This window comes from Anaerolinea thermophila (genome assembly GCF_020723905.1).
Lineage (GTDB): Bacteria > Chloroflexota > Anaerolineae > Anaerolineales > Anaerolineaceae > Anaerolinea > Anaerolinea thermophila_A.
Genome location: NZ_DYHZ01000008.1, coordinates 76,032 through 98,294, shown reverse-complemented (window position 1 = coordinate 98,294; position 22,263 = coordinate 76,032). Strand labels below are relative to the sequence as shown.

Annotated in this window: 13 protein-coding genes; 5 read left to right on the top strand and 8 right to left on the bottom strand. The window is 54.0% G+C overall.

The window, feature by feature from the left end; genetic code table 11:
- Positions 1-5 precede the first annotated feature (5 nt).
- From LHF31_RS12630 to LHF31_RS12610, 5 genes are all read right to left on the bottom strand, one after another.
- A complete protein-coding gene (locus LHF31_RS12630; protein WP_303774279.1) occupies positions 6-1,076 on the bottom strand; it encodes an ABC transporter ATP-binding protein in 1,071 nt (356 codons plus the stop codon).
- On the bottom strand, positions 1,073-2,161 hold the full coding sequence (locus LHF31_RS12625; RefSeq protein WP_298006446.1) for an ABC transporter ATP-binding protein: 1,089 nt from the start codon (positions 2,159-2,161) through the stop codon (positions 1,073-1,075). Before LHF31_RS12625 ends, LHF31_RS12630 begins: the two co-directional genes overlap by 4 nt.
- Positions 2,162-2,173: 12 nt before the next feature.
- Positions 2,174-3,307, bottom strand: a complete 1,134-nt coding sequence (locus LHF31_RS12620; protein ID WP_298006449.1) for an ABC transporter permease — start codon at positions 3,305-3,307, stop codon at positions 2,174-2,176.
- A gap of 18 nt (positions 3,308-3,325) precedes the next feature.
- Positions 3,326-4,312, bottom strand: coding sequence for an ABC transporter permease (locus tag LHF31_RS12615; RefSeq protein WP_298006451.1), 987 nt, complete (start codon positions 4,310-4,312; stop codon positions 3,326-3,328).
- A 77-nt stretch (positions 4,313-4,389) separates the two neighbouring features.
- Positions 4,390-6,471 (bottom strand): ABC transporter substrate-binding protein, encoded by a 2,082-nt coding sequence (locus tag LHF31_RS12610; RefSeq protein ID WP_298006453.1) that lies wholly within the window; start codon positions 6,469-6,471, stop codon positions 4,390-4,392.
- Between the two features lie 482 nt (positions 6,472-6,953).
- On the opposite strand from LHF31_RS12610, the gene LHF31_RS12605 reads away from it, so the two are divergent.
- The 5 genes from LHF31_RS12605 to LHF31_RS12585 are packed head-to-tail and all read left to right on the top strand — an operon-like array spanning position 6,954 to position 11,327.
- Entirely contained in the window at positions 6,954-7,775 is an 822-nt protein-coding gene (locus LHF31_RS12605; protein ID WP_303774278.1) for a biotin/lipoate A/B protein ligase family protein, read from the top strand.
- Between the two features lie 23 nt (positions 7,776-7,798).
- The gene (locus LHF31_RS12600; protein WP_303774277.1) at positions 7,799-8,866 is read left to right on the top strand and encodes a phosphate/phosphite/phosphonate ABC transporter substrate-binding protein; all 1,068 of its coding nucleotides are present in this window, start codon (positions 7,799-7,801) and stop codon (positions 8,864-8,866) included.
- Positions 8,867-8,878: 12 nt separating this feature from the next.
- Positions 8,879-9,535: a vancomycin high temperature exclusion protein gene (locus tag LHF31_RS12595; protein ID WP_298005705.1), complete on the top strand. Its 657-nt coding sequence runs from the start codon at positions 8,879-8,881 to the stop codon at positions 9,533-9,535.
- A 54-nt stretch (positions 9,536-9,589) separates the two neighbouring features.
- Complete coding sequence (locus LHF31_RS12590) at positions 9,590-10,171, top strand: HDIG domain-containing metalloprotein (RefSeq protein WP_298005708.1); 582 nt, start codon at positions 9,590-9,592, stop codon at positions 10,169-10,171.
- 16 nt (positions 10,172-10,187) lie between these two features.
- A complete protein-coding gene (locus LHF31_RS12585) occupies positions 10,188-11,327 on the top strand; it encodes a nuclear transport factor 2 family protein (RefSeq protein ID WP_298005711.1) in 1,140 nt (379 codons plus the stop codon).
- On the opposite strand, the gene LHF31_RS12580 is transcribed toward LHF31_RS12585, so the two are convergent.
- The 3 genes from LHF31_RS12580 to LHF31_RS12570 all read right to left on the bottom strand — a co-directional run bounded on the left by LHF31_RS12580 (position 11,290) and on the right by LHF31_RS12570 (position 22,238).
- A complete protein-coding gene (locus tag LHF31_RS12580) occupies positions 11,290-14,211 on the bottom strand; it encodes a DNA topoisomerase (ATP-hydrolyzing) subunit A (RefSeq protein ID WP_303774276.1) in 2,922 nt (973 codons plus the stop codon). The genes LHF31_RS12585 and LHF31_RS12580 overlap by 38 nt on opposite strands.
- Before the next feature lie 293 nt (positions 14,212-14,504).
- Positions 14,505-18,728 carry a DNA-directed RNA polymerase subunit beta' gene (gene rpoC, locus LHF31_RS12575; RefSeq protein ID WP_298002941.1) on the bottom strand — a complete coding sequence of 1,408 codons (4,224 nt, stop codon included), beginning with the start codon at positions 18,726-18,728 and terminating at the stop codon, positions 14,505-14,507.
- 219 nt (positions 18,729-18,947) lie between these two features.
- Positions 18,948-22,238, bottom strand: a complete 3,291-nt coding sequence (locus LHF31_RS12570; protein ID WP_303774275.1) for an ATP-binding protein — start codon at positions 22,236-22,238, stop codon at positions 18,948-18,950.
- Positions 22,239-22,263 lie beyond the last annotated feature (25 nt).

The following is a 22,263-nucleotide window of genomic DNA, read 5'->3' as shown; positions in this document are numbered from 1 at the left end:
TGCTCTTAGACTCCGCGCAGTTTCAACTCCTCTGCACGATGACAAGCCACGTAGTGGTCCGGTTTCAACTCACGAAACTCGGGCGTCTTGGTTTTGCAGATATCCACGGCATAGCGGCAGCGAGGATGGAAGTAACAACCGCTCGGCGGGTTAGAGGGGTCAGCCACGTCGCCCTGCATGATGATGCGTTCCGATTTGTAGAGCGGATCGGGTTTCGGTACCGCAGACATGAGTGCCTCGGTGTAAGGGTGCAGGGGAGCAGTGTAGAGTTCCTCCGCATCTGCCATTTCAACCATCTTTCCTACATACATGACTGCCACACGGTCAGAGATATGCTGAACCACACTGAGGTCGTGAGCAACAAAGATGTAGGAGAGGTTAAAATCTTTCTGCAGATCCTGAAGCAGATTGAGTGTCTGGGCTTGAATGGATACATCCAGCGCCGATACCGGCTCATCGCAGATGACCAGGCGGGGGTTCATGGACAGGGCACGGGCAATGCCGATACGCTGACGCTGCCCACCCGAGAACTCATGAGGGTAGCGGCGGAGATGATCGGCGCGTAATCCCACCCGTTCCAGCAACGAGATAATCACCTGCTCGCTGTCCGGACCATATTTTCCATGAATGACCATCGGTTCCGCCACGATATCGCCAACCGACATGCGGGGGTTCAGAGAGTTAATGGGGTCCTGGAAAATCATGGCAATTTCCTGGCGTACCAGTTTCATCTGGGCACGATCCAGCGCTGCCATGTTCACCCATTGAGGCTCGCCGCTGGGAGAAAGCACCCGGCTCTTAAAGTACACTTCGCCGCCGGTGGGTTCATACAGGCGGATAATGGTACGCCCGGCAGTCGTCTTTCCACAACCACTTTCTCCCACCAGCCCAAGGGTCTCCCCTTCACGGACAAAAAAGGTCACGTCATCTACGGCTTTGACATAACCGACCACCCGGCGCAGCAACCCTTTTTGAATGGGGAAGTACTTCTTTAACCCTCTGACATCCAGCAGGAGGTTGCCATCCTTCGGTGGGTTATAGGTTGACGGAGTTGCTACAGTTGCCGCTTCGCTCATACCTTCACCTCCTCATAAAGCAGACAGCGAGCCCAATGATGATCATCCACCTGAATATTGGATGGTTCAATTTTGTCACATTTACCCGGCATGAACATTGGACAGCGCGGATGGAAGACACATCCAGTGGGCAGATGGAAAGGATCCGGAACCATGCCCTCAATGGTTGCTAGACGCACATCCGACTTCTTACCGATACGCGGGATGGAGCGCAACAAAGCCTGGGTGTATGGATGCTTGGGTTTGTAGAACAGGTCAACCACTCTGGCACGTTCCACCTGCTTACCCATGTACATGACCACAATTTCCTCAGCCATTTCCGCCACCACACCCAGGTTATGGGTGATGAACATAATGGCCATATTCACGGTGTTCTGCAAGTCACGCATCACATCCAGAATCTGGGCTTCGATGGATACATCCAGCGCAGTGGTGGGTTCGTCGGCAATCAACATCTCCGGCTGGCAGGAAAGAGCGATGGCAATCATTACCCGCTGGCGCTGACCACCCGACAACTGATGCGGATAACTATCCACGCGCTGTTCGGGCTTGGGAATACCCACCTTGCGGAGCATTTCAACAGCAATTTCACGGGCTTCCTCTTTGGTCACTTTGCGATGCGCAACAATGGTTTCTACCATTTGATCGCCCAGTTTCTTGACCGGGATCAAACGGTGAAGGGAGACGGCTTCGTAGATGTGCTGTCCGGCGGTGTACACCGGCGTCAGAGAGGACATGGGCTCTTGAAAAATCATGCCAATTTCACCGCCGCGAATCTGACGAATGATTTCGCCATCCGGATCCAGTTTGGTGATGTCAATAGTCTGAACTTCACCCGTCTCGCGGTTTCTGCGATGATAAAGGATTTCACCACCGGTAATCTTGCCGGGCTTGGGAATCATATTCATGATGGCTCGGGCAGTGACCGACTTTCCACAACCCGATTCCCCGATGACCCCTACGGTCTGCCCGCGGCGGATTTCGAGGAACATGCCATCCACGGCTTTGACAATGCCCGCGCGCACGTCAAACTCAACGTGTAAATCCTTTACCTCAATGAACAGGTCTTTGCTTATGCTTTCCATGTTCTCCTCCATTTACCGTGCGCTGTAGGGATCCATGGCATCGCGCAAGCCATCGCCCAGCATGTTGTATGCCATGATGGTTGCCAGAATGAAAGGTATCGTCCACAATTGCCACGCGGCAAAGCGAATGGCATATACGGTACCCGCCTCCTGTAAAAGTACACCCCAGGAAGTCAGCGGCGGACGCAACCCCAACCCCAGCCAGGAAAGAGCGGTCTCCGAAAGGATCATTCCGGGAATGGAAAGCGTGGCAATGACGATGACGTGACTCATGGTGCCGGGGAGCAGATGGCGGAACATGATGCGCGAATCGGATGCCCCGGCACTTTTTGCCGCCAGCACATACTCCCGCTCCCGCAGAGAGAGGATCAACCCGCGCACCTGGCGAGCCAGACCGCCCCAGCGAACAAATGCCAGAATGAGGGTAAGCATGAAGTACACGGTGATGGGCGACCAGTACTTGGGAATGGCAGCGGCAAGTGCCATGAATAGAGGAATATCCGGGAAAGCATTGAGGAACTCGGTGAAGCGCTGGACAAACATGTCAATCGCCCCTCCGTAGTACCCGGAAATAGCCCCCAAAATGCTACCCAAAATAATGGTAAGGAGCTGTCCAATCAAACCGATCAGCAGCGAGAGACGCCCCCCATAGATGATGCGGGAGAAGAAATCCCGTCCGTTCGAATCCGTTCCCATGATGTAAATATGGGCATCCTTGATACTGGGATCCACCCCAAACAGATGTCGATCCCAGGGGATAAACCCCAGCAATTTATACGGATCTCCCTTAACAAAGAAGTAGATATAGTATTTCACCTGTGGATTTTCCACATAGGTGCGGCGGCGAAGTTGTTCATCAATTTTGCGTTCGAGACCATATACAAACGGACGCAGAGAGAAATTGCCCTGAGCGTCAATGAATCGTATGGTTTGCGGACGGGCTTCGGTGAAACTGCTTTTTCTCTCCAAAGCATAAGGGGCAATAAATTCAGGGATGACTGCCATGCAAAAGTACATAAGGATGAGAATAATGCCCCCAATGACAGCAATGCGGTTCTTTTTAAATTTCCACCAGACCAGGCTCCAGTAACTCTGGCTGACCTGTCGGGCTTGAGATTTTTTGGTAGGAAGCGTTGCGGCGGTCATTTTTACGTCCTCCTCCTCTCATTCCAGTCGAATGCGCGGGTCAAGCCAGGCGAGCATCAAGTCAGAGAGCAGATTGCCCAGCATGAGCAAAATCGTAAAGATCACCAGGCAGGTACCTGCAAGGTACATATCCAGTTGGCGAAGTGCCTGCACAAACAAAGGGCCGATGGTTGGCAAATTTAAGACGATGGAAACCAGCGCATTTCCACTGATAATCCCAGGCAGGGCTTCAGAACCTAAAATCACAATTAACGGGTTGATCGCCATGCGGACGCCGTGTTTCCAGATGACATCGCGATTCTTTAACCCGCGCGCACGGGCGGCTTCAATGAACGGTTGACCCAGCGTATCCAGCAGGTTGCCGCGCATAATGCGAATCAAGCCCCCTGCACCGGTCACTGCGCTGATGATTGCCGGAACCCAGAGGTGCTGGAGAAGATCCAAAACCTTACCGATACTCCAGGGAGCATCCTGATACTGAGGCGAGAACAACCCGAGTACATCCTGATTCAAAACCACAATGGCAAAATACAGAATAAGCAATGCCAGGAGGAAACCCGGCATCCCCAAACCAATAAAGGAAATAGTAGTGATGATTTGATCCCCCAACGAATACTGCCGGACGGCAGAATACACACCCAGCGGGATGGCGAGCGCCCACACAACAATCAGGGTGGCAACCGAGAGAATGACCGTCAGCCAGAGGCGTTCGCCGAGCAAATCTCGAACCGGGCGCTCATACGCAAAGGACTCGCCAAAATCACCCTTCAGGAACCCCACCGCCCAGGTGGTGTACTGTTCCATGAAGGGCTTGTCCAGCCCATACTTGGCGCGCAGGGCTTCGATTTGGGCTTCGGCGCTGCGGTCGCCGCGCGCACGCAATTGTTCCAGTTTTTGGGTCAGAAAATCACCCGGAGGGAGTTTGATGATGACAAAACCGACAAACGACACCAGAACGGTCAGGATTACCGCATAGCCCAGCCTGCGAAGAATGTAGTTGACCATACAACCGCTCCTTGAATAAATACTTTATGTGGCGGGCGGATACCCGCCCGCCACATTTCAGCCATCAAAAGCCGGGCTTACTCCTCGAAGAACCACTGCGCCGGAACCTGGTTGCCCGGGGTGCACGGAGCCCACGGTCCAACCACGCCGTAGTCGAGGACGTTGCGCAGTTTCTTGTTAATGACCACCGGCATCTGCTGATCGCCCGAGATACCGATCACGAAGGGACCTTCCTCGATGATGACATCGATGGCTTCCCACACGACCTTGTGGCGATCCTCCACCGACTTGGTAGCAAGGCCCTTCTCGTACAGCATTTGCAGTTTCTCCGCGGGGCTGCCGGGTTCGGGCTTGACGCCGCAATCATAGGGGATATTGGGATCGGCTTTGCAGGAGTCCTTACCCTTGGACCACCACTTCCCTTCCAGCGGGAACATGTAGCGGTTCACAATCGGGAAGATCCAGTCCGGATAGGTCCAGATGTCGATCTCGGAGATGTGCGCACCGCGCAGCATGTACTGACCGCCATTGGTGATGGTATCCAGGTTGGGTTGCCCCTGCAGGTTCTGAACATCCACCTTGATACCCAGGTTCTTTTCCCACTGATCCTTGACTTCGTTGGCAGCATCCACCTGAACCTTGAGACTGCCGCCCCAGTCGGAGACGATCAGAACGAGGGTGAAGGGTTTGCCGCTGGGCAGGGTGCGGAAGCCATCAGCGCCTTTCTTCATACCGAGTTCATCGAGGGCAGCATTGGCTTTCTCGACATCGAACTCAGCATCCGCCTGCGCCCACTTCTGGTACACCGCCTGCCCTTCGGGACCGGCAAAGTGCCAGGACTGCGGGCTGATGGTGGCGGCTTTGGGCTCGCCGATACCGTTCCATGCCACGTCAATCACGCGCTGGCGATCCACACCCCAGGACAGGGCTTTGCGGAAGCGCTTGTCGCGCAGGATAGCGCGAATTTCCGCAGCACGCTCGGGCGTATCGTCATCGTACCACTTGGCGCCTTCCACATAGTACTGGTTGACCATATAGCCAGGCCAGGCGCCGGCACCGTTCTTCCAGCCCTTGAGCATCACAAAGCCAGCCTTCTCGGCGTTTTCCTGGAAGAGAGGAATGTCGTTCGGGCTTCCGCCCACGCGGAAGGAAGCATCGTACTTTCCGGAGAGGATTGCCAGTTTGCGGGCTTCCTCGTCCTCGATGATTTCGATTTCAATGTAATCAATGTAAGGCAACTGATTGCCCTCAGTGTCCACACGCCAGTAGTAGGGGTTGCGTCCCCACTTATAGCGCTTGCCGTCCTCAGAAACTTCCACGCAGTGGTACGCCGCAACGGTGGGGAAGTCGGGGTTCATGTACCACTTATCCACCTTCTCCAGATCTTCATAGGTCTTGGAGGGGTCGTATTTGGGGTGGAATTTCTTCAGGTAGTGGGCGGGTTTCATCATGGGCAGCATGAACTCCCAGTAGCCCTGCGCCAGATAGTACGGGGCGATCCACAGGGGCTGGTCGGACTTCCACACTACCGTCTGCTCATCGGGGAATTCCAGGTCAATGGGCTCACCATTCTTCTTGCGCATGTAACCGGGCACATTGCGCCATTTCACGTCATCGTTCTTCGCCATATCCTCCCACCAGAAGCGCCAGTCTTCGGTGGTGTAGGGCTCGCCATCGGACCAGCGCACGCCCTTGCGCAGTTTCATGGTGAAGGTCAAGCCATCATCGGACCACTCATAGGATTCAGCCAGCGCGGGTTCGTAGCCGGTCAAATCCTCTTTCCACTTGATCGGCGGTTCAGAGACATACAGTTGCACATTGCCCGCCTCGGGCCACCAGGAAGCGGTGCGCAGAGTGCCGCCATAGCGCCCCACCTTCTCGCGCGGGACGGTCACCAGCGGGTTCTGCGAAATGCGCTCTTCAACGGGGGGCAGGTTCATGCCATCCAGCATGGGCGCCTGCTTGTAGGTCATCTTTTCCACCTGAACGGGCGTGGGGGTGGCTTCCTTGGCCTGGATCACCTCGGAAGTTGCAGTCGGCTGTTCTGCAGCCGGCTGGGTCGCTTCGGGGGTCTTGGCTGGCTGGCATGCCACAGCGGCAACGCCCAATCCTGCCAGACCGGCAACCTTCAAGAATTCACGGCGATTCAAACTCTTCATTTTTTGTGTTCCTCCGATTTGGAAACTTGGGATTTTTTGAATACACACCCGTCACCGGGTAGTGCTTACACAGAAAAAAATTAGACCGTCCAGCGATATGCTTCCTCTCCCTCACCTCCTTTTTGGATTGGACAAGACAATGCCCCTGTCTTTCAGGGTTTCCGGGTTTTTCTCATCCAATTGAACATCACTCACCGCTGACTTTTCAATATCCTATAACAATTCCTATCTTTTGTCAATAGATTTAACTTACCTCTTAACCTCTTTCAAATGAATGAATAAAATGTGAGCGTTCACCAATTTTTCCACCACAAAACTGCAAATGAATTGCCAGAACCGGCGAGAATTTCAGCAATTTATCCGGTCATTTCCGGTATTCATTTTTCTCGAACCGGGAATATCCGAAAACATCATCGATAAGGTGAAAAAATGCTAAAAAAGTTAACAAAGTGCATCGTGCATTTTTTTACTATAATTGGGGCATGACGAATATCTGGCGATTGTTGATTTCTCCTCCCGCACGCGGTGCCTGGAATATGGCTGTGGACGAAGCACTGATGGAATTTTGCGCCCGGGGCGAGTCTCATCCCGTTCTGCGGTTGTACGCCTGGGAACCGCCCTGTCTTTCGCTGGGACAAGCCCAACCCGTTGGCGATGTCCACCGCACCAGGCTTACTGAAAAAGGCTGGGACCTCGTCCGCCGCCCTACCGGTGGACGGGCGATCCTGCATACCGATGAACTCACGTATGCTGTCATTGCACCGGCTACCCATGAAATCATGGGCGGGGGACTGCTGGAAAGTTACATGCGCATCTCCCGCTTCCTGTTGATGGCGCTGGATCATCTGGCTGTTCCGGCGGTCTCTCAAAAGGAGTATCCTCTGCCGGAAGGCGCAAATCCAAAAGGACCGGTTTGTTTTGAAGTGCCCTCAAATTACGAAATTACCGTTAACGGGAAGAAACTGATCGGCAGCGCTCAATTTCGGCGGAAAGAGAGCGTTTTGCAACACGGCAGTTTACCGCTTTATGGGGATTTAACCCGCATCACCCTCGCGCTCAACCACACCGACGAGGAACAACGCCAGCAAAGCGCCACCCGTTTGCTGGAACGAGCAATCACGCTTGAACAGGCGCTGGGGCGCATTGTCACCTGGCAGGAAGCCGCTGATGCCTTCATACAAGCCTTTGCAGAAACGTTCGGCGTCACCTGGGAAATCCGTCCCCTCACCTCTGATGAACTGGCGCGCGTTGCTCAACTGGAAGAAGAAAAATATGCTCATCCGTCCTGGACAGAGCGCGTGTAACTTCAGGTATAATCCGCTGTATCATGCGCTCCCCGGTTAATTTTCTCGGGTTTCCTGTGCGCCTGCTTCGGACATGGCCAGGCGTGCTGATGCTTGCCTGGGTGGGCATCTGGCTTTCAGGATGTCTGAGCGCCACTCCCACCCTTGCTCCCGGTCCCATTCCTACCGAAACCCCCACTCCGCAACCAACTTCCACCACCACGCCTGTTCCACTGGGTGAAGTGGAAAACCCCATCGTATTTGGGTACATTGATGCGAGCAGTGTGGAGCAACCCCCGGCAGCAGACCGGGTCATTCAACAGATCGCCGGGCAGACGGGACTGGCAATCCGGGCAGAATCCTTCAGCACATACCGGCAGTTGCTGGAAGCAATGGAGAAAACCGACGTTCATCTGGCATGGATGCCGCCGCTGACGTATCTGTACGCCAGCCAGCGTGGGATAGCCGAGGTGGGATTGCTCAGCAATCACTTTGGGGTGTACCGGTATGGGGTGCAGTTCCTGGTCAATGCCAGCAGTGGTTTTCAACTGTATTTTGATCCACTGAGCGGGCAAAACAGCGCCGATGCCGCGACTGCACTCCGTCAGTTTGAAGGGAAACGCCCCTGTTATGTTGAGCCAACTTCTGCAGCGGGTTATCTTGTACCGGCAGGCTTGCTCGCCCAAAATGGTATCCAGACTGCCGAACCTGCTTTTACTCAGACCCACAGCGGTGTCGTGCGGACGCTTTATGTGCAGGGAGTATGCGACTTTGGCGCAACCTTTGCCATCTCCGGCGATCCCCGCACCGCTTCTGCCGTTTTGCAAGACCTTCCGGATGCGCTGGAGCGCATTCCAGTGATCTGGCGGAGCAACCCGATTATTCCCAATTTAGCCCTGGTGTTTGCAGCAGGCATGCCTGCAGAAACCCGGCTTTCCCTCGAACAAGCCTTTCAAGACCTGGTGAAAGACCCTGAAGGGCGTTCCAACCTCTCATTGTTTGCGGATTATGAAATTGAGGATATCCGCCCGGTTGAGGATTCCCTCTACGACCCTCTCCGCGAAATTATTGCAGCGCTGGGTATCCATTATGCTGAATTCATTGGAAAATAATATTACCTTCAAATGTTTCGTCAATTCCTGGACAAGATGATTCGTGTGTTGATTGCGTTGATTTTGCTTGCGGTAACGATTTTGCTTGCCGCGCGGGGTTTGACCGCGCTATACGCACGACCTCGTACGGTTTCCCTTGCCGAAGCGCCAGCCATGCCGGTTGCAATTGTCTTTGGGGCAGGGTTATCTCGAGACGGGACCCCCAGCCCGGTTCTCAGGGATCGTGTTGAGACTGCCGCAAACCTGTATTTTCAGGGCAAGGTCAAGAAACTACTGATGAGCGGCGATAATCGTTTTATCGATTACAATGAGCCGGGAGCCATGAGGCAATATGCCCTGGATCTGGGGGTGCCTTCCGAAGATATCGTGCTGGATTACGCCGGCAGACGCACCTACGATACATGTTACCGCGCCAAAGCCATTTTTGGGGTAACCGAAGCCATTCTGGTCACGCAACCGTTTCATCTTCCCCGGGCTCTGTACCTGTGCAATCAACTGGGCGTGAAAGCCATTGGCGTTCCAGCCGATAACCGGTACTATCTGCGCCGGTCACAGTTATGGTGGAACCTTCGAGAAACCCTTGCCACTGCTGTGGCGTTATGGGAAGTATGGGTGTCTCACCCCGTGCCTGTGCTTGGACCGTATGAACCCATCTTCCCTGAGGATTAACCTTCTGAATAAAATCGCTGGCTCAATTCTTGCACCCTATCAAGGAGGAGTTCGATGATGAACCGAGAAGACGCATTGAAGATTGTCCACACCTATGTCAAAAACCCCAATCTCATCAACCACATGCTTTCGGTGGAAGCCGCCATGCGCTTTTACGCCGAAAAATTTGGCGAGGATGCCGATCTGTGGGGCGTGGTGGGGCTGCTCCACGATTTCGACTGGGAAATCCATCCCACCCTGGAAGAACACCCCACTGCCGGGGCTCCCATTCTGCGCGAACACGGGGTTCCTGAAATCATCGTGCGGGCGATTCTCTCCCATGCCGACCACACAGGCATTCCCCGAACCACTCTGATGGAAAGAGCCCTGTACGCCTGCGATGAAATCACCGGACTGATTACTGCAGTGGCACTGGTGCGTCCATCCCGCTCGCTGTATGACCTGACCGCCTCTTCGGTTAAGAAAAAGTGGAAAGACCGTGCGTTTGCGGCAGGAGCAAACCGGGAGGAAATTGCCGCCGGGGCACAGGAACTGGGCATTGACCTCTGGGAACATGTGGACAACGTGATTCTGGCAATGCGGCGCATTGCCCCTCAACTGGGTTTGGAGGGCAACATCGAATCTCCAGCATCCTAGTCCTGGAGACGAATTCATGAATCTGCACGGCAAAGGGTTCTACCTGTGGAACATCCCCAACTGTGAGAAAGGCAATGTCCAAGCCATTGCTGAAGAAGCCCAGAAAGCAGGCTTGACTCATGTGCTCATTAAAATTGCAGACCGTTTTTATGCTCACAACGTGAGTAAAGACGGCAAGGTGGATTACGTTCCCCCACTGGTTGAAGCCCTGCATGCTCGGGGAATTCAAGCCTGGGGCTGGCAGTATGTTTATGGCTTTGAACCAGTTCCCGAAGCGCAAGTCGCCATTCGCAGGCTGACTCAACTGCATCTGGACGGATTTGTCATTGATGCTGAAGAACAGTACAAACTGCCCGGGCGAAAACTTGCGGCACAGAAATACCTGGGAGAGTTGCGCAATCGCTTTCCCGATCTGCCGCTGGGATTCAGTTCGTACCGTTTTCCAAAACTGCATGCCAGTTTGCCCTGGGAGGTCTTCCTGCCACACGTGCAGGTCATCATGCCACAGGTGTACTGGGAACAAGCCCATAACCCCGCTGCTCAATTGCGCCGCTGCTTAATGGAATATCGTAGCATGCAGCCCTCTACTCCCATTGTCCCCACAGGAGCGGCGTATAAGTGGGGAGGCTGGCGCCCTACTCCCCAGGACATTCTCGAATTTCTCCAGGCTGTGGATGAACACGAGTTGCATGCGTGTAACTTTTGGGGATGGGAGTTTTGCCGCCGCGATTTACCGGAGTTGTGGGAGACAATTGCCCACTATAAACGAACCCCAGCCCCGCAACCCGATCCTCGACCACAGGACATCATCCAATCCCTGTTTGAGGCACTCAATCAACGTGACCTGCACCGATTGATCCTGTTGTATCATCCTGCGGCTGTGCACGTCAAAGCCCTGCGCACCGATCAGGGACATCCTGCCATTGAGCGCTGGTACAGACATTTGCTGGAAAATCTGCTCCCGCAAGGTCGGTTCACGCTAATCTCTCAACATCATCAGGGGAATCAACGGTTTTTTAAATGGAGAGCCGCTTCCCCTTACGGTACGGTTCAGGAAGGAAACGATACGGTGCATTTACTCAATGACCGTATTCTTTATCATGCCAGTCAGTTCCAGATCACTCATCCGACGGTTTCTGCCGCCGTCGAGGCTTAGAAGTCTCCTCAAGGTTGGGAAGAGGTCTTTGCTCTGGGACGGGGGCAGAACGCTTTTTTCCTGCAGTCTTTGCCGGTTTTTCAGCCTTTTGAACACCCGACTTTTTGGTAGCGCTTTGCCCTGTTTCCGGGGACTGAGAGACTTTTTTCCGTGAAGACGCGGCTGGAGCAGGCGTTTTCTCCTCATCCGTTTTTCTCGACCGGCGGGATCTGGTTGTCGTCCCGGTTGTCTCCGCTTCCACCTCAACAGTGGAACGCCTGCGAGAGGTGGACTTGACAGGTTCCTCTTTTGCCTTTGCTGAGGAACGCTTCCGAACCGAGGCTTTAGCGGGAGAAGTTTCCCCTGTTGATGAGGGTTTGTTCGTCGCTCTGGGAGACACTGCTCGAGCCGCAGGACCAGGCTCGGACTCAGCCGTCTTTTTTCTGCGGGTTGGCTTGCCTGAAGAAGAGGAGGAACCTTCTGTATTTTCAGGAATTTCTACCGCAGGCATCCAGGTCAGGGCAAGAACTTCTTGATTCGACACCAGTTTCAGGCGTGTCCCTCTGTCGCCGCGTTTGATGCGGTGAATATCGGAAACCGGCAGAACAAGAAAACCCTCAGGGGAAAGATGAAGCACAATATCCTTCTGTTTCTGCACCCCTAATGCGCCCACAATCTCAGCGCCGTGCGAAACACGGGTCGCGAGCACCCCCTGCCCGTAGCGTCCCTGTAATGGGAAATCTGCGCCGGTGATGCGCCCAATCACGCCATCCGAACAGACAAAAAGGATGTCTTTATCCTGTGGGTTCACCACCAGTCCCGCCACCTGATCTCCCTCAGCCAGTTTCATTCCCAGCACACCGGCGGCAACCAGTCCCATTGGGCGTACTTCACTCTCTGAAAAGCGAATTGCCATGCCTCCTGAGGTGAGCAAAAGCAATTCATACTGTCCTCCTGTCACCGTCCCGGTGAGCAGTTCATCCTCCGGATTGACCTTGACCAGAGTGAACTTTTGTGCCGAAGGTCCGGGTAAATCTTCCAGACTGCTCTTTTTGACCATGGCATTTCTGGTTACAGTCACCAGGTAACGATCGGCTTTGGGTTCATCAGGTTCCAGCGCCAGCACATACATCACCCGATCCCCTTCAGAAAGGGCGCTGGCTTTATGGAGGGGGATACCGTCCTCCCATTGTTCTACCACGGGCAAAGATCCCACCGAAAGCGCCGACGCCTGCCCCTGCGCATTTGCCAAAATCAGCACTGCGCGGGTAGAGGCACGCAGACAGTGTCGGGCAGGAAAGCGCGGCAATCCTTCTCCAGGGGTGCGGGCAATCTTTCCATCGGCAGTTACCCCCACCCAGACTTTATCGGCGGGCGCCACTTCATCGGCGGTGAGGAATTGGTGGATGGTTTTCTCCCCTTCCAGGGTCACAATCTGAGTCCGCCGACGATCGCCGTACTGCTCTTTTATCTTAACAAGTTCCTCTTTGACAGCAAGGCGAATTTTCCTGGTAGAACCGAGCAGGGATTCAAGGGCTTTAATTTGCGCAGTGACTTCACGGTATTCTTCTTCTATCTTTTTCCGTTCCAGGGAAGCCAGCCGTCGTAACTGCATGTCCAGAATCGCCTGAGCCTGGATCTCGCTCAATTTAAACCGTTTCATCAGGCGCGTGCGGGCTTGTTCAGCGTCCGGCGCATTGCGGATTAATTGAATTACCTCATCGAGATTTTTCAGGGCTACCCGCAAGCCCTCCAGAATGTGAGCGCGATGACGGGCGCGCGCCAGATCATACTCACTGCGGCGACGCACTACCTCAATGCGATGCTCCAGGAATACCCGTAAGGCTTGCTTGAGAGTCAGCAAGCGGGGTTCGCCATCCACAAGCGCCAGCAAAATGATGCCAAAGGTGCTCTGCAAAGGCGTGCGCTGATACAGTGTGCGGATGGTGGTCTCCACCTCAGCACCCTGCTTAAGTTCGATGACAATCCGCATCCCCTGGCGGTCCGATTCATCCCTCAAATCGGCGATGCTCTCCAGTACTCCCTCACGAACCAGTTCGGCAATGCGTTCGATGAGGCTGGTTTTATTGGTTTGATAAGGCAGTTCGGTAATGATCAGACGGGTGCGTCCCCGCCCCAAATCCTCGGCGTGCACCTTTCCACGGATGAGGATACGCCCTTTTCCCGATCCGTAAGCGGCAAGCAAACCACCCTCTTCTACATTCTGAAGCAAAATCCCACCCGTGGGGAAATCTGGACCTTTAATGAAGCGCATCAAATCAGGAACACCAATTTCGTCCAGACGCTCCCATTCATCGAGCATGAACGCCAGCGCATCCACCACCTCGCAGAGGTTGTGCGGAGGGATGTTGGTCGCCATGCCCACAGCAATGCCATTGGCTCCATTAACCAGTAAATTTGGAATGGCGGCGGGCAGCACCTGCGGCTCGCGCAGGGTGCCATCAAAGTTATCGGCGAAATCTACTGTATTGCGGTCAATCTGGGAGAGCAGTTCGGTAGCAAAGCGGGTCAGGCGGGCTTCGGTATAGCGCATTGCGGCAGGCGGGTCGCCGTCAATTGAGCCAAAATTGCCCTGTCCATCTACCAGCGGGTAGCGCATGGTGAAATCCTGCGCCAGACGCGCCATGGCTTCATAGACAGCCACATCTCCATGGGGATGGTACTTACCCAACACTTCACCGACAATTCTTGCCGATTTACGGTACCCCGAATCAGGACCCAGACTCATATCGTGCATGGCGTAGAGAATACGCCGCTGGACTGGCTTGAGTCCATCGCGAGCATCGGGCAAAGCCCTCGCCACGATCACACTCATGGCATAGTCCAGATAGGACTGTTGCATCTCCTGATCGATATCCACCCGCTTGACCAGCCCAACTTCCATGAAACACTCTCCTGCGATTCAACTTCTCCTTTATCTTACCACAGATGGAAATTTGTTCTATTTTTCCATCGGTGGTTTGCGATAAAAAGCCGGTCATCACCAGCGGCGAAGATAAAAAGGCCATCACAACCGATATTACAACCACGAAACACTAGATTAAATATTGTTGAGACCGGTCCAAAAACTCAACTGGACTTCTGAGAAAAACAGAACCTCTCTCTAATTTCTCTTAAATAAAAAAACCGGGGTAAGGTTATGTCCCTCTCCCCGGTTTTCCGTTCATATTCAGCGATTTAATCCTGCGAGGGTGCTTCGGCTTTTTCCTCTTTGGGGGCAAAACGCCCGTGGACAAATCCTGTGCCTGCCGGAATGAGTTTACCGATGATGACGTTTTCCTTCAAACCGTACAGGTTGTCCTTCATACCTGCAATGGCGGCACCAGCCAGAACCTTAATGGTGTGCTGGAAGGACGAAGCCGAGAGGAACGAATCCGTGTTCAGCGAGGCTTTGGTGACGCCCAGCAGGACTTCAGCAAAGCGGGCAGGTTGTTTGCCCATGGCGATCAGTTCTTCGTTGACCTTACGAATCTCAAGGCGGTCCACATAATCCGAAGGCAGGTAGTTGGTGTCGCCGGGGCGAATGACCTGAACCTTGCCCATCATCTTGCGAATGATGACCTCAAAGTGCTTGTCATTGATGTTCTGCCCTTGAGAGCGGTACACCTTCTGAATTTCGGTCAGCAGATACATCTGGCAGGCTTCGCGACCTTTGATCTTGAGGATCATGTGCGGGTTGAGCGAACCCTCGGTAAGCGGGGTGCCTGCTTCGATGTGCTCGCCGTCCTTCACAACAATGCGCGCCGTGCTGGGAATTTCGTATTCCTCGCTTTCGCGCTGTTCGTAAGCCACAATCACACGGTTTTCTTCAATGCGAACCCGTCCGGCATGTTGAGCGGTAATGCTGGCTTCTCCAAGAACGGCAACAGGATCGCCCAGAGAAACGGTGCCTTCATCCTTGACCACCACCTGCCATCCTTCAGGAATTTCGTACTCATCGCTGACCAGTTCACTGCGCTCGACGCGCACCAGCCGTTGATCAGAGTACCGATCGGACTGCAGGATGCGTACCGTGCCGGAGATTTCGGAGACAATGGCTTCGCCTTTGGGAGTACGGCGGGCTTCAAAGAGTTCTTCCACGCGGGGGAGACCGGTAGTAATATCACCGCCAGCCGCCACACCACCGGTATGGAAGGTGCGCAGGGTCAACTGCGTACCCGGCTCGCCAATAGACTGAGCGGCAACAATACCCACCGCTGCGCCCAGTTCCACCATGGTACCACGCCCGAGGTCCATCCCATAACATTTGGCACAAATGCCATGCACCAGTTCACAGGTCATGGGCGAGCGCACTTTGACCTCATCAACCCCTGCGGCAACAATTCGGCGGCACAGTTCATGATCGAGCATCTGATCGCGCTCTGCCAGAATTTCACCGGTGCGCGGATCAATAACACGCTCAGCGGTCAACCGCCCAAACAGACGTTCCTTGAAAGACTGTCCAGCCACATCATCGGCTTTACGGATGAAAATGCCTTCTCTGGTGCCGCAATCAATTTCGTTGATGATGATATCCTGGGCAACATCCACCAGACGACGGGTCAGGTAGCCCGCATCGGCAGTACGCAGAGCAGTATCTGCCAGACCTTTGCGCGCTCCGTGCGTGGAGATGAAGTATTCCAGGGTAGTCAAGCCTTCGCGGAAGTTGGAGGTAATCGGCAGGCGAATGATGCGTCCTGCCGGGTCAGCCATCAAACCGCGCATACCCGCCAGCTGAGCAATGGGACCAAAACCACCTTTGGTGGCGCCGGAAAGTGCCATGGTGGACAGGTTGCCATTGGGGTCCATGTTGCGCTTGACCGTATCGGCAACAACCTTGGTCGTCTGCTGCCAGATTTCGATAATGCGTTCGTTGCGTTCCTGTTCCGTAAGCAAGCCACGGCGATACGCCCGTTGAACCTGATCCACCTCTGCCTGGGCTTTTGCGAGAATAACATTCTTCTCTTCGGGGATGCTGATATCCGAGACCGCAATGGTTGCGCCAGACTTCATGGCATACTCGAAACCAATATCCTTAATCTCATCCGCCACAAGGGTGGTCTTTTCCTGACCGCACACTTCCAGCACATCAGCAATCAGGTCTTTCACACCGCCTTTATCCAAAACGATATTGCGGAAGCGTACTTCTTCAGGCAGAATGCGGTTGAAGAGCACCCGTCCTACAGTGGTCTTGATGATGCGCTTTTCCGGTTTGGGCAAGCGGCGATCTTTCTTTTCGTACTCTTCGTACCAGGTCTGGGTGCGCAGGTGGATGTGCGTATGCACCTCAACCTGACCTAACTGGTAAGCCATTTCCACTTCATCCATGTCGGCGAAGTAGCGTCCCTCACCCTTGTGATTGGTCAAGCCATCATCCATGGTCAGGTAGTACACACCCAGAACCATGTCTTTAGACGGGCTGATGATGGGCTCTCCATCGGCGGGTTTGAGCAGGTTCTTGGAAGCCAGCATAAGGTGGCGGGCTTCCCAAACGGCTTTTTCTGACAGCGGCACGTGTACTGCCATCTGGTCGCCATCAAAGTCCGCGTTGAACGCTGTGGTCACCAGCGGATGCAGTTGAATAGCGCTTCCTTCAATCAGCACCGGTTCAAAAGCCTGGATACCCAAACGGTGCAGGGTCGGCGCACGGTTGAGCAACACCGGGCGCTCTTTGATGGCTTCTTCCAGTACTTCCCACACCTCGGGACGATTGCGCTCGATAAAGCGACGGGCGCCTTTCACATTGGCGGCATAGTTGTGTGCCACCAGTTTTGCAATCACGAAGGGGCGGTAGAGTTCCAGCGCCATGGTCTTGGGCAAGCCGCACTGATGCAGTTTCAGTTTGGGACCCACTACAATCACCGAGCGACCGGAGTAGTCCACGCGCTTTCCTAACAGGTTGCGGCGGAAGCGTCCTTTCTTGCCCTTCAACATATCGCTGAGCGATTTGAGTTCGCGGCGTCCGCGGCGGGAAAGGGCTTTGCCGCGCTGAGAATTGTCAATCAGGGAATCAACCGCTTCCTGCAGCATGCGTTTTTCGTTGCGCACAATCACATCGGGCGCGCCGAGTTCCAGCAGGCGCTTCAGGCGGTTATTGCGGTTGATCACGCGGCGGTAAAGGTCATTCAAGTCGGAGGTGGCAAAGCGACCGCCATCCAGTTGCACCATTGGGCGCAGATCAGGCGGAATGACAGGCAGAACTGTCAGAATCATCCATTCGGGACGGTTACCCGATCGGCGGAAGGCTTCCACCACTTTCAGGCGAATGGTGGCTTTCTTGCGCTTTTGCTTGCTCTTGGAGGTGCGTACCTCGTGCCATAAATCTTCCGCCAGTTTATCCAGGTCCAGACGGCGGAGAATATCATAGAAGGCTTCTGCACCCATATCCGCACGGAAGACCTGCCCCCAGCGTTGTTTCAGTTCGCGGTAGCGGCTTTCTGTAAGGAAGGTGAAGGGACGCAGTTCAATCAACTCATCGCGCAGACGAGAATTTTGATTCTGAGAGACTACCGCCTGATCTTCCAACTGGTTTCGCAGGGCTTCCATGGCTTCGTTGGCTTCCGCGCGAATGCGCTCCATTTCCATAGCGATCTGTTCCTGGTCACGGCGCAGTTGATCGCGCACTTCGCTTTCCAGTTCATCCAGGCGCTGTTTTACGGTGCGTTGAATCATGGAAAGGTGCGCCGATGTGACAGTCTGTCCCGCATCCACAATTGTGATTCCAGCGGCTTCAAACACAATGGGCTTGGAAACCGTCTGCCCCATGCGTTCCTGGAGGGAGGCTTCTAGACGCTGTCCTTCTTTGATTACCGGTTCAAGCCGCATGGCGATTTGCTCATCCGCACGGGCTTGCAACTCGCTCTTTTGCTGGCTCAGTTCGTTAAGTTTGCGATCGCGATCCAGTTTGATCTCTTTGATTTTTTCGTTGATCTGGTTGGCTTGTTCCCGTTCTGAAACGCTGATTTCATCCTCAAGGCGCTTCAGGGCTTTCTGACGGGCATCCTCATCCACGTGAGTGACCACGTACTGCGCAAAATACAGAACCCGGTCCAGATTGCGGCGGGAGATATCCAGCAGAAGCCCCAAGTAGGAAGGGATGCGGCGAGTGTACCAGATATGCGCCACCGGCGTTGCCAGTTCGATGTGCCCCATCCGTTCCCGACGGACAGAGGAACGGGTAACTTCTACACCGCATTTATCGCAAACGATGCCTTTGTAGCGGGGATTCTTGTATTTCCCACAATAACACTGATAGTCACGCGTGGGACCAAAAATGGCTTCACAAAACAGCCCATCTTTTTCAGGGCGCAAACGCCGGTAGTTAATCGTTTCCGGCTTCAACACTTCGCCATATGACCACGAACGAATGTGTTCCGGCGAAGCCAGACTAATACGCAGTGCGGTGAGACCCTTGGTTTCCACTAAAAAGCCTCCTGTTCGAAACCTGATGGAACACTACAAAACAGAGCCACGCGCCTTAAAATCAAGTAAAGGCGCTGGCTCAACGATCAAAAAACGCAAAACCATAGAAAGCATGCAATCTGCAATTATATCACGCTTCTTCTCAATTGCAACTTTTTTTAAGATTTTGTATCCGGTTTTTTGAGATCCCCCTCCTGAGGGGTAATTTTACCACAAAAATTACCCCCTAACCGGTTGAGGAACCGGTTGTCGGAAGGGAAGTTCCATCGAGAAGGTACTGCCCTTGCCCAACTGGCTTTCCACCCACACACGCCCATGATGGCGATCGACAATGGATTTTACAATTGCCAGTCCTAAACCGGAACCGCGTTGTTGATAGGACTCCCGACGCCCACTGCGGTAAAATTTTTCGAAGAGACGCGGCAAATCGAGGGGGGCAATCCCAATCCCAGTATCAATGACTCGCACTACCAGGCTTTCATGGCGTTCTTCCAGGCGAACGCTCACCTTCCCTCCTGCTGGCGTATATTTGATGGCATTTTCTACCAGATTGTACAGGGCTTGCTGAAGCAGAGCCCGGTCACCTTCCACAACAGCCAGGGGGGTATTCGAAGTCCACTCTTTTTCCAGTTCAATCTGTTTCTGGGTTGCCTGTGGTTGAAGAGCATTGAGGACTTCATCCACCACTTGAGTAATCATGACTTTTTCAATCTGCAAACCAATGCCGGCTTCAATACGCCCCAGATCCAGCAGATTATTGACCAGTCGAGACATGGTCTCGACACTGCTAATAATTTTCTGTACGTAGGTTTTTTGCTGATCGTTGAGTTCACCGACCATCTGGAGCATGGTCGTGTACCCTTTCATCAGGGTCAGTGGCGAGCGGAGGCCATGGCTCACAGTAGCGACGAAATCAGACTTGATCTGATCCAGTTCTTTGAAGTGGGTAATGTCTCTCAAGGTGCAAATGCGCCCAACCGGCTTGCCTTCAGCCATCACGGCTGATACGCTGGCGTAATACACCCGGTTATTCGGGAAGGTAATTTCGCGGGAAAGCACCCGTTTATCCAGCGGAGACTTCAACAGCGCCACCAAATCGGGTTGTGCCACCACCTCGTGAATCGGTTTGTTGGGTTCCGCCATGAGCAACAACCCGGGCACCTGCAATGCCGCCTGGTTGAGCAACAACAAATGCTCTTTTTCATCCACAACCAGCACCGGTTCCGGCGAAGAGGCTAAAACGGCTTCCAGGCGCTGACGTCCGATTTCTGCCATGGCATACAGACGAGCGCTGGCGGCGGCTACTGCCACCTGTCCCGCCAGCGTGGAGAGGAAACGCATTTCTTCGTCCGAAAAAGTGTGTGGTTGTTCGTATGCCACCCAGAGTACCCCAAAATACTCCCCTTCATAACGGATGGCAACAACCGCCAGCGCGCCGGGCAGGGCTTTTCCAGAAGGCATGGTCAAACGCCGCATTCGGGCTGGATTGGGAAAACTTGCCATGCCATGCTGTTCAGCAAAATCAAACAGAGGCTCATCCAGATAAGCAAAACCCAGCGAGAGCCTGCCTTCCCCAAAAGAAACGGTGTTACTTTCCGGGGCTTCCAGAACCACATCACGAATCAGAACAACCCGCGCCAGACAGGCGCCGTCTTGCAAAGCCGCCTCCAGGACGGGTTGAACGGCTTTGTGAATCTCAAGGTTCTGAGCAACACCCTGAGAAACCACCAGCAGGCGGTTCAGTTCATCCAGACGGGCTTTGAGGCTCTTCCGCATTTGCTCGAAGGCAAACCCCAGTCGAGCAATCTCATCCTCTCCACGAATGGGTAATGGACGATCCAGATCGCCCCGGGCAATCAGATTGGCTTGACCTGCCAGTTCCTGCAGCAAATAGACAACCGGAGTCAAGCCAAGACGAAGCAGGACAAATGCCAGTGCAGAGACCAGAATGAGGATAAGCAGTAAAGGAATGGCAATGCGGAGCGCCAGTTGTTGAGTGTATTCCGCAGGCACAAAAAGGATAATGCTCCACGGTCTGCCAATGGTCTGGCGGGCGTAGATGTAACCCCGCCGTCCATCGGGCAAGAGGGCTTCCTCAAAAGGCTTTTGAGGAATTGTCCCGGTATATTCCGCCGTGCCATCCTCTCCCACCGGATAGATCACCGTCCCGTATTCATCCAGGAACAATCCTGTGCCGCCGAATTTTTCCTGGATTTGTTGAATGGCATGGACAGTCGCCTGAGTGAAGGGATTGGAAATTAAATCGGTGCGCCCCAGCAAGACACCCCTGACCATGCCATCACTATCCTTTACACCCGCAAGGAAAGAAATTTGCGCTGACGATTCTCCATTTACTGCCGGAACGGTGTACATTTGCGAAGGCACACCCTTCAAGGCCAGATCGACGCCAGCCAGTTCTTCTTCGCTTAAACTCACAACCTGGATGTTGTTTTGAGGATAGGCAGCCAGGATTTTGCCTTCCTGGTTTAAGAAAACCATCTCCCGGAAAAATGGCACCGAACGCAAACGTGTGGACAGTTGCCCTTCCAGCGCATCAGGGGGAAAATTTAACAGATCCGGAGTCGCCAGCGTAAGGATCAGGCTCTGTCCAGCCTCCAGAAAGTAGGGAATGCTTTCCGCCGCCATTTGGGCGGTGTTTGCCAGTTGATCCTGCACCAGTTGACGAGCCGCGTTGCCAGCAACCAGCCAATCACCCACAGTGAGAGTGATAAAGAGCACAGCCACGAGAGGAATAGTACCCGCGTAAAAGCGAGTCTTTAAACTGCTCTCAATGGGTGTGGGCAGGAGTGGCCCCATACACCCCCACCAGAGTGGGCGGGTCAGGTACAGGATTTCGCCCACCACACTGGCGAGGAGCATCTCCCCTGCCCGGGCAAGCATAATCCACCAGGTCTGCGTAATAGCATAGTCCAGACGCACCGCCAGCGAACCATTGGCAGCAAACAGCATGGAAAGCATGTACACCGGCGCATAAGCCACAGCCAGCACCAATGCCGCCCCCAGAGGATGACGTAACACATGGAAAAACTGCGTGCGGTAACGTTGCCGAATTGCAAAACTATACGCCAGAGCCAACCCGGCTATTTCCAGGGGTGCAAAGAGGCTGTTGGTGTGGAAAAGTCCCAGCATCAGCCCGGTAAAAGCCCCGGTGACCACAGCAGGAAATGGACCCAGGATTCCCGCCGCCAGAACCCACGGGAAAGCGCTGAAGATCAACATCATCGGCGGGATAGACTGCGGAACACCGGGCAAAGGCATGCTCTGCCCCGGCAACCGGATTGCCATAGTTAAGGTGGTCACCGGTACCAGAACAAACAAAAGCACCCAGAACCACCAGCGCCGTCTTAAGACACCCGTGGGGTTTTCCCAGGTAACTTTCAATCCCAGTAGAATCAATCCCACAAAGAGCAACCAGCCTAACCACCCAACAACATGGTTAGGGAGAATCATCTGGGGTTGGGTTACAACGAAACCGGGTATAAATTCCATAGCACTCAGGTTCTGGCTCGATTAT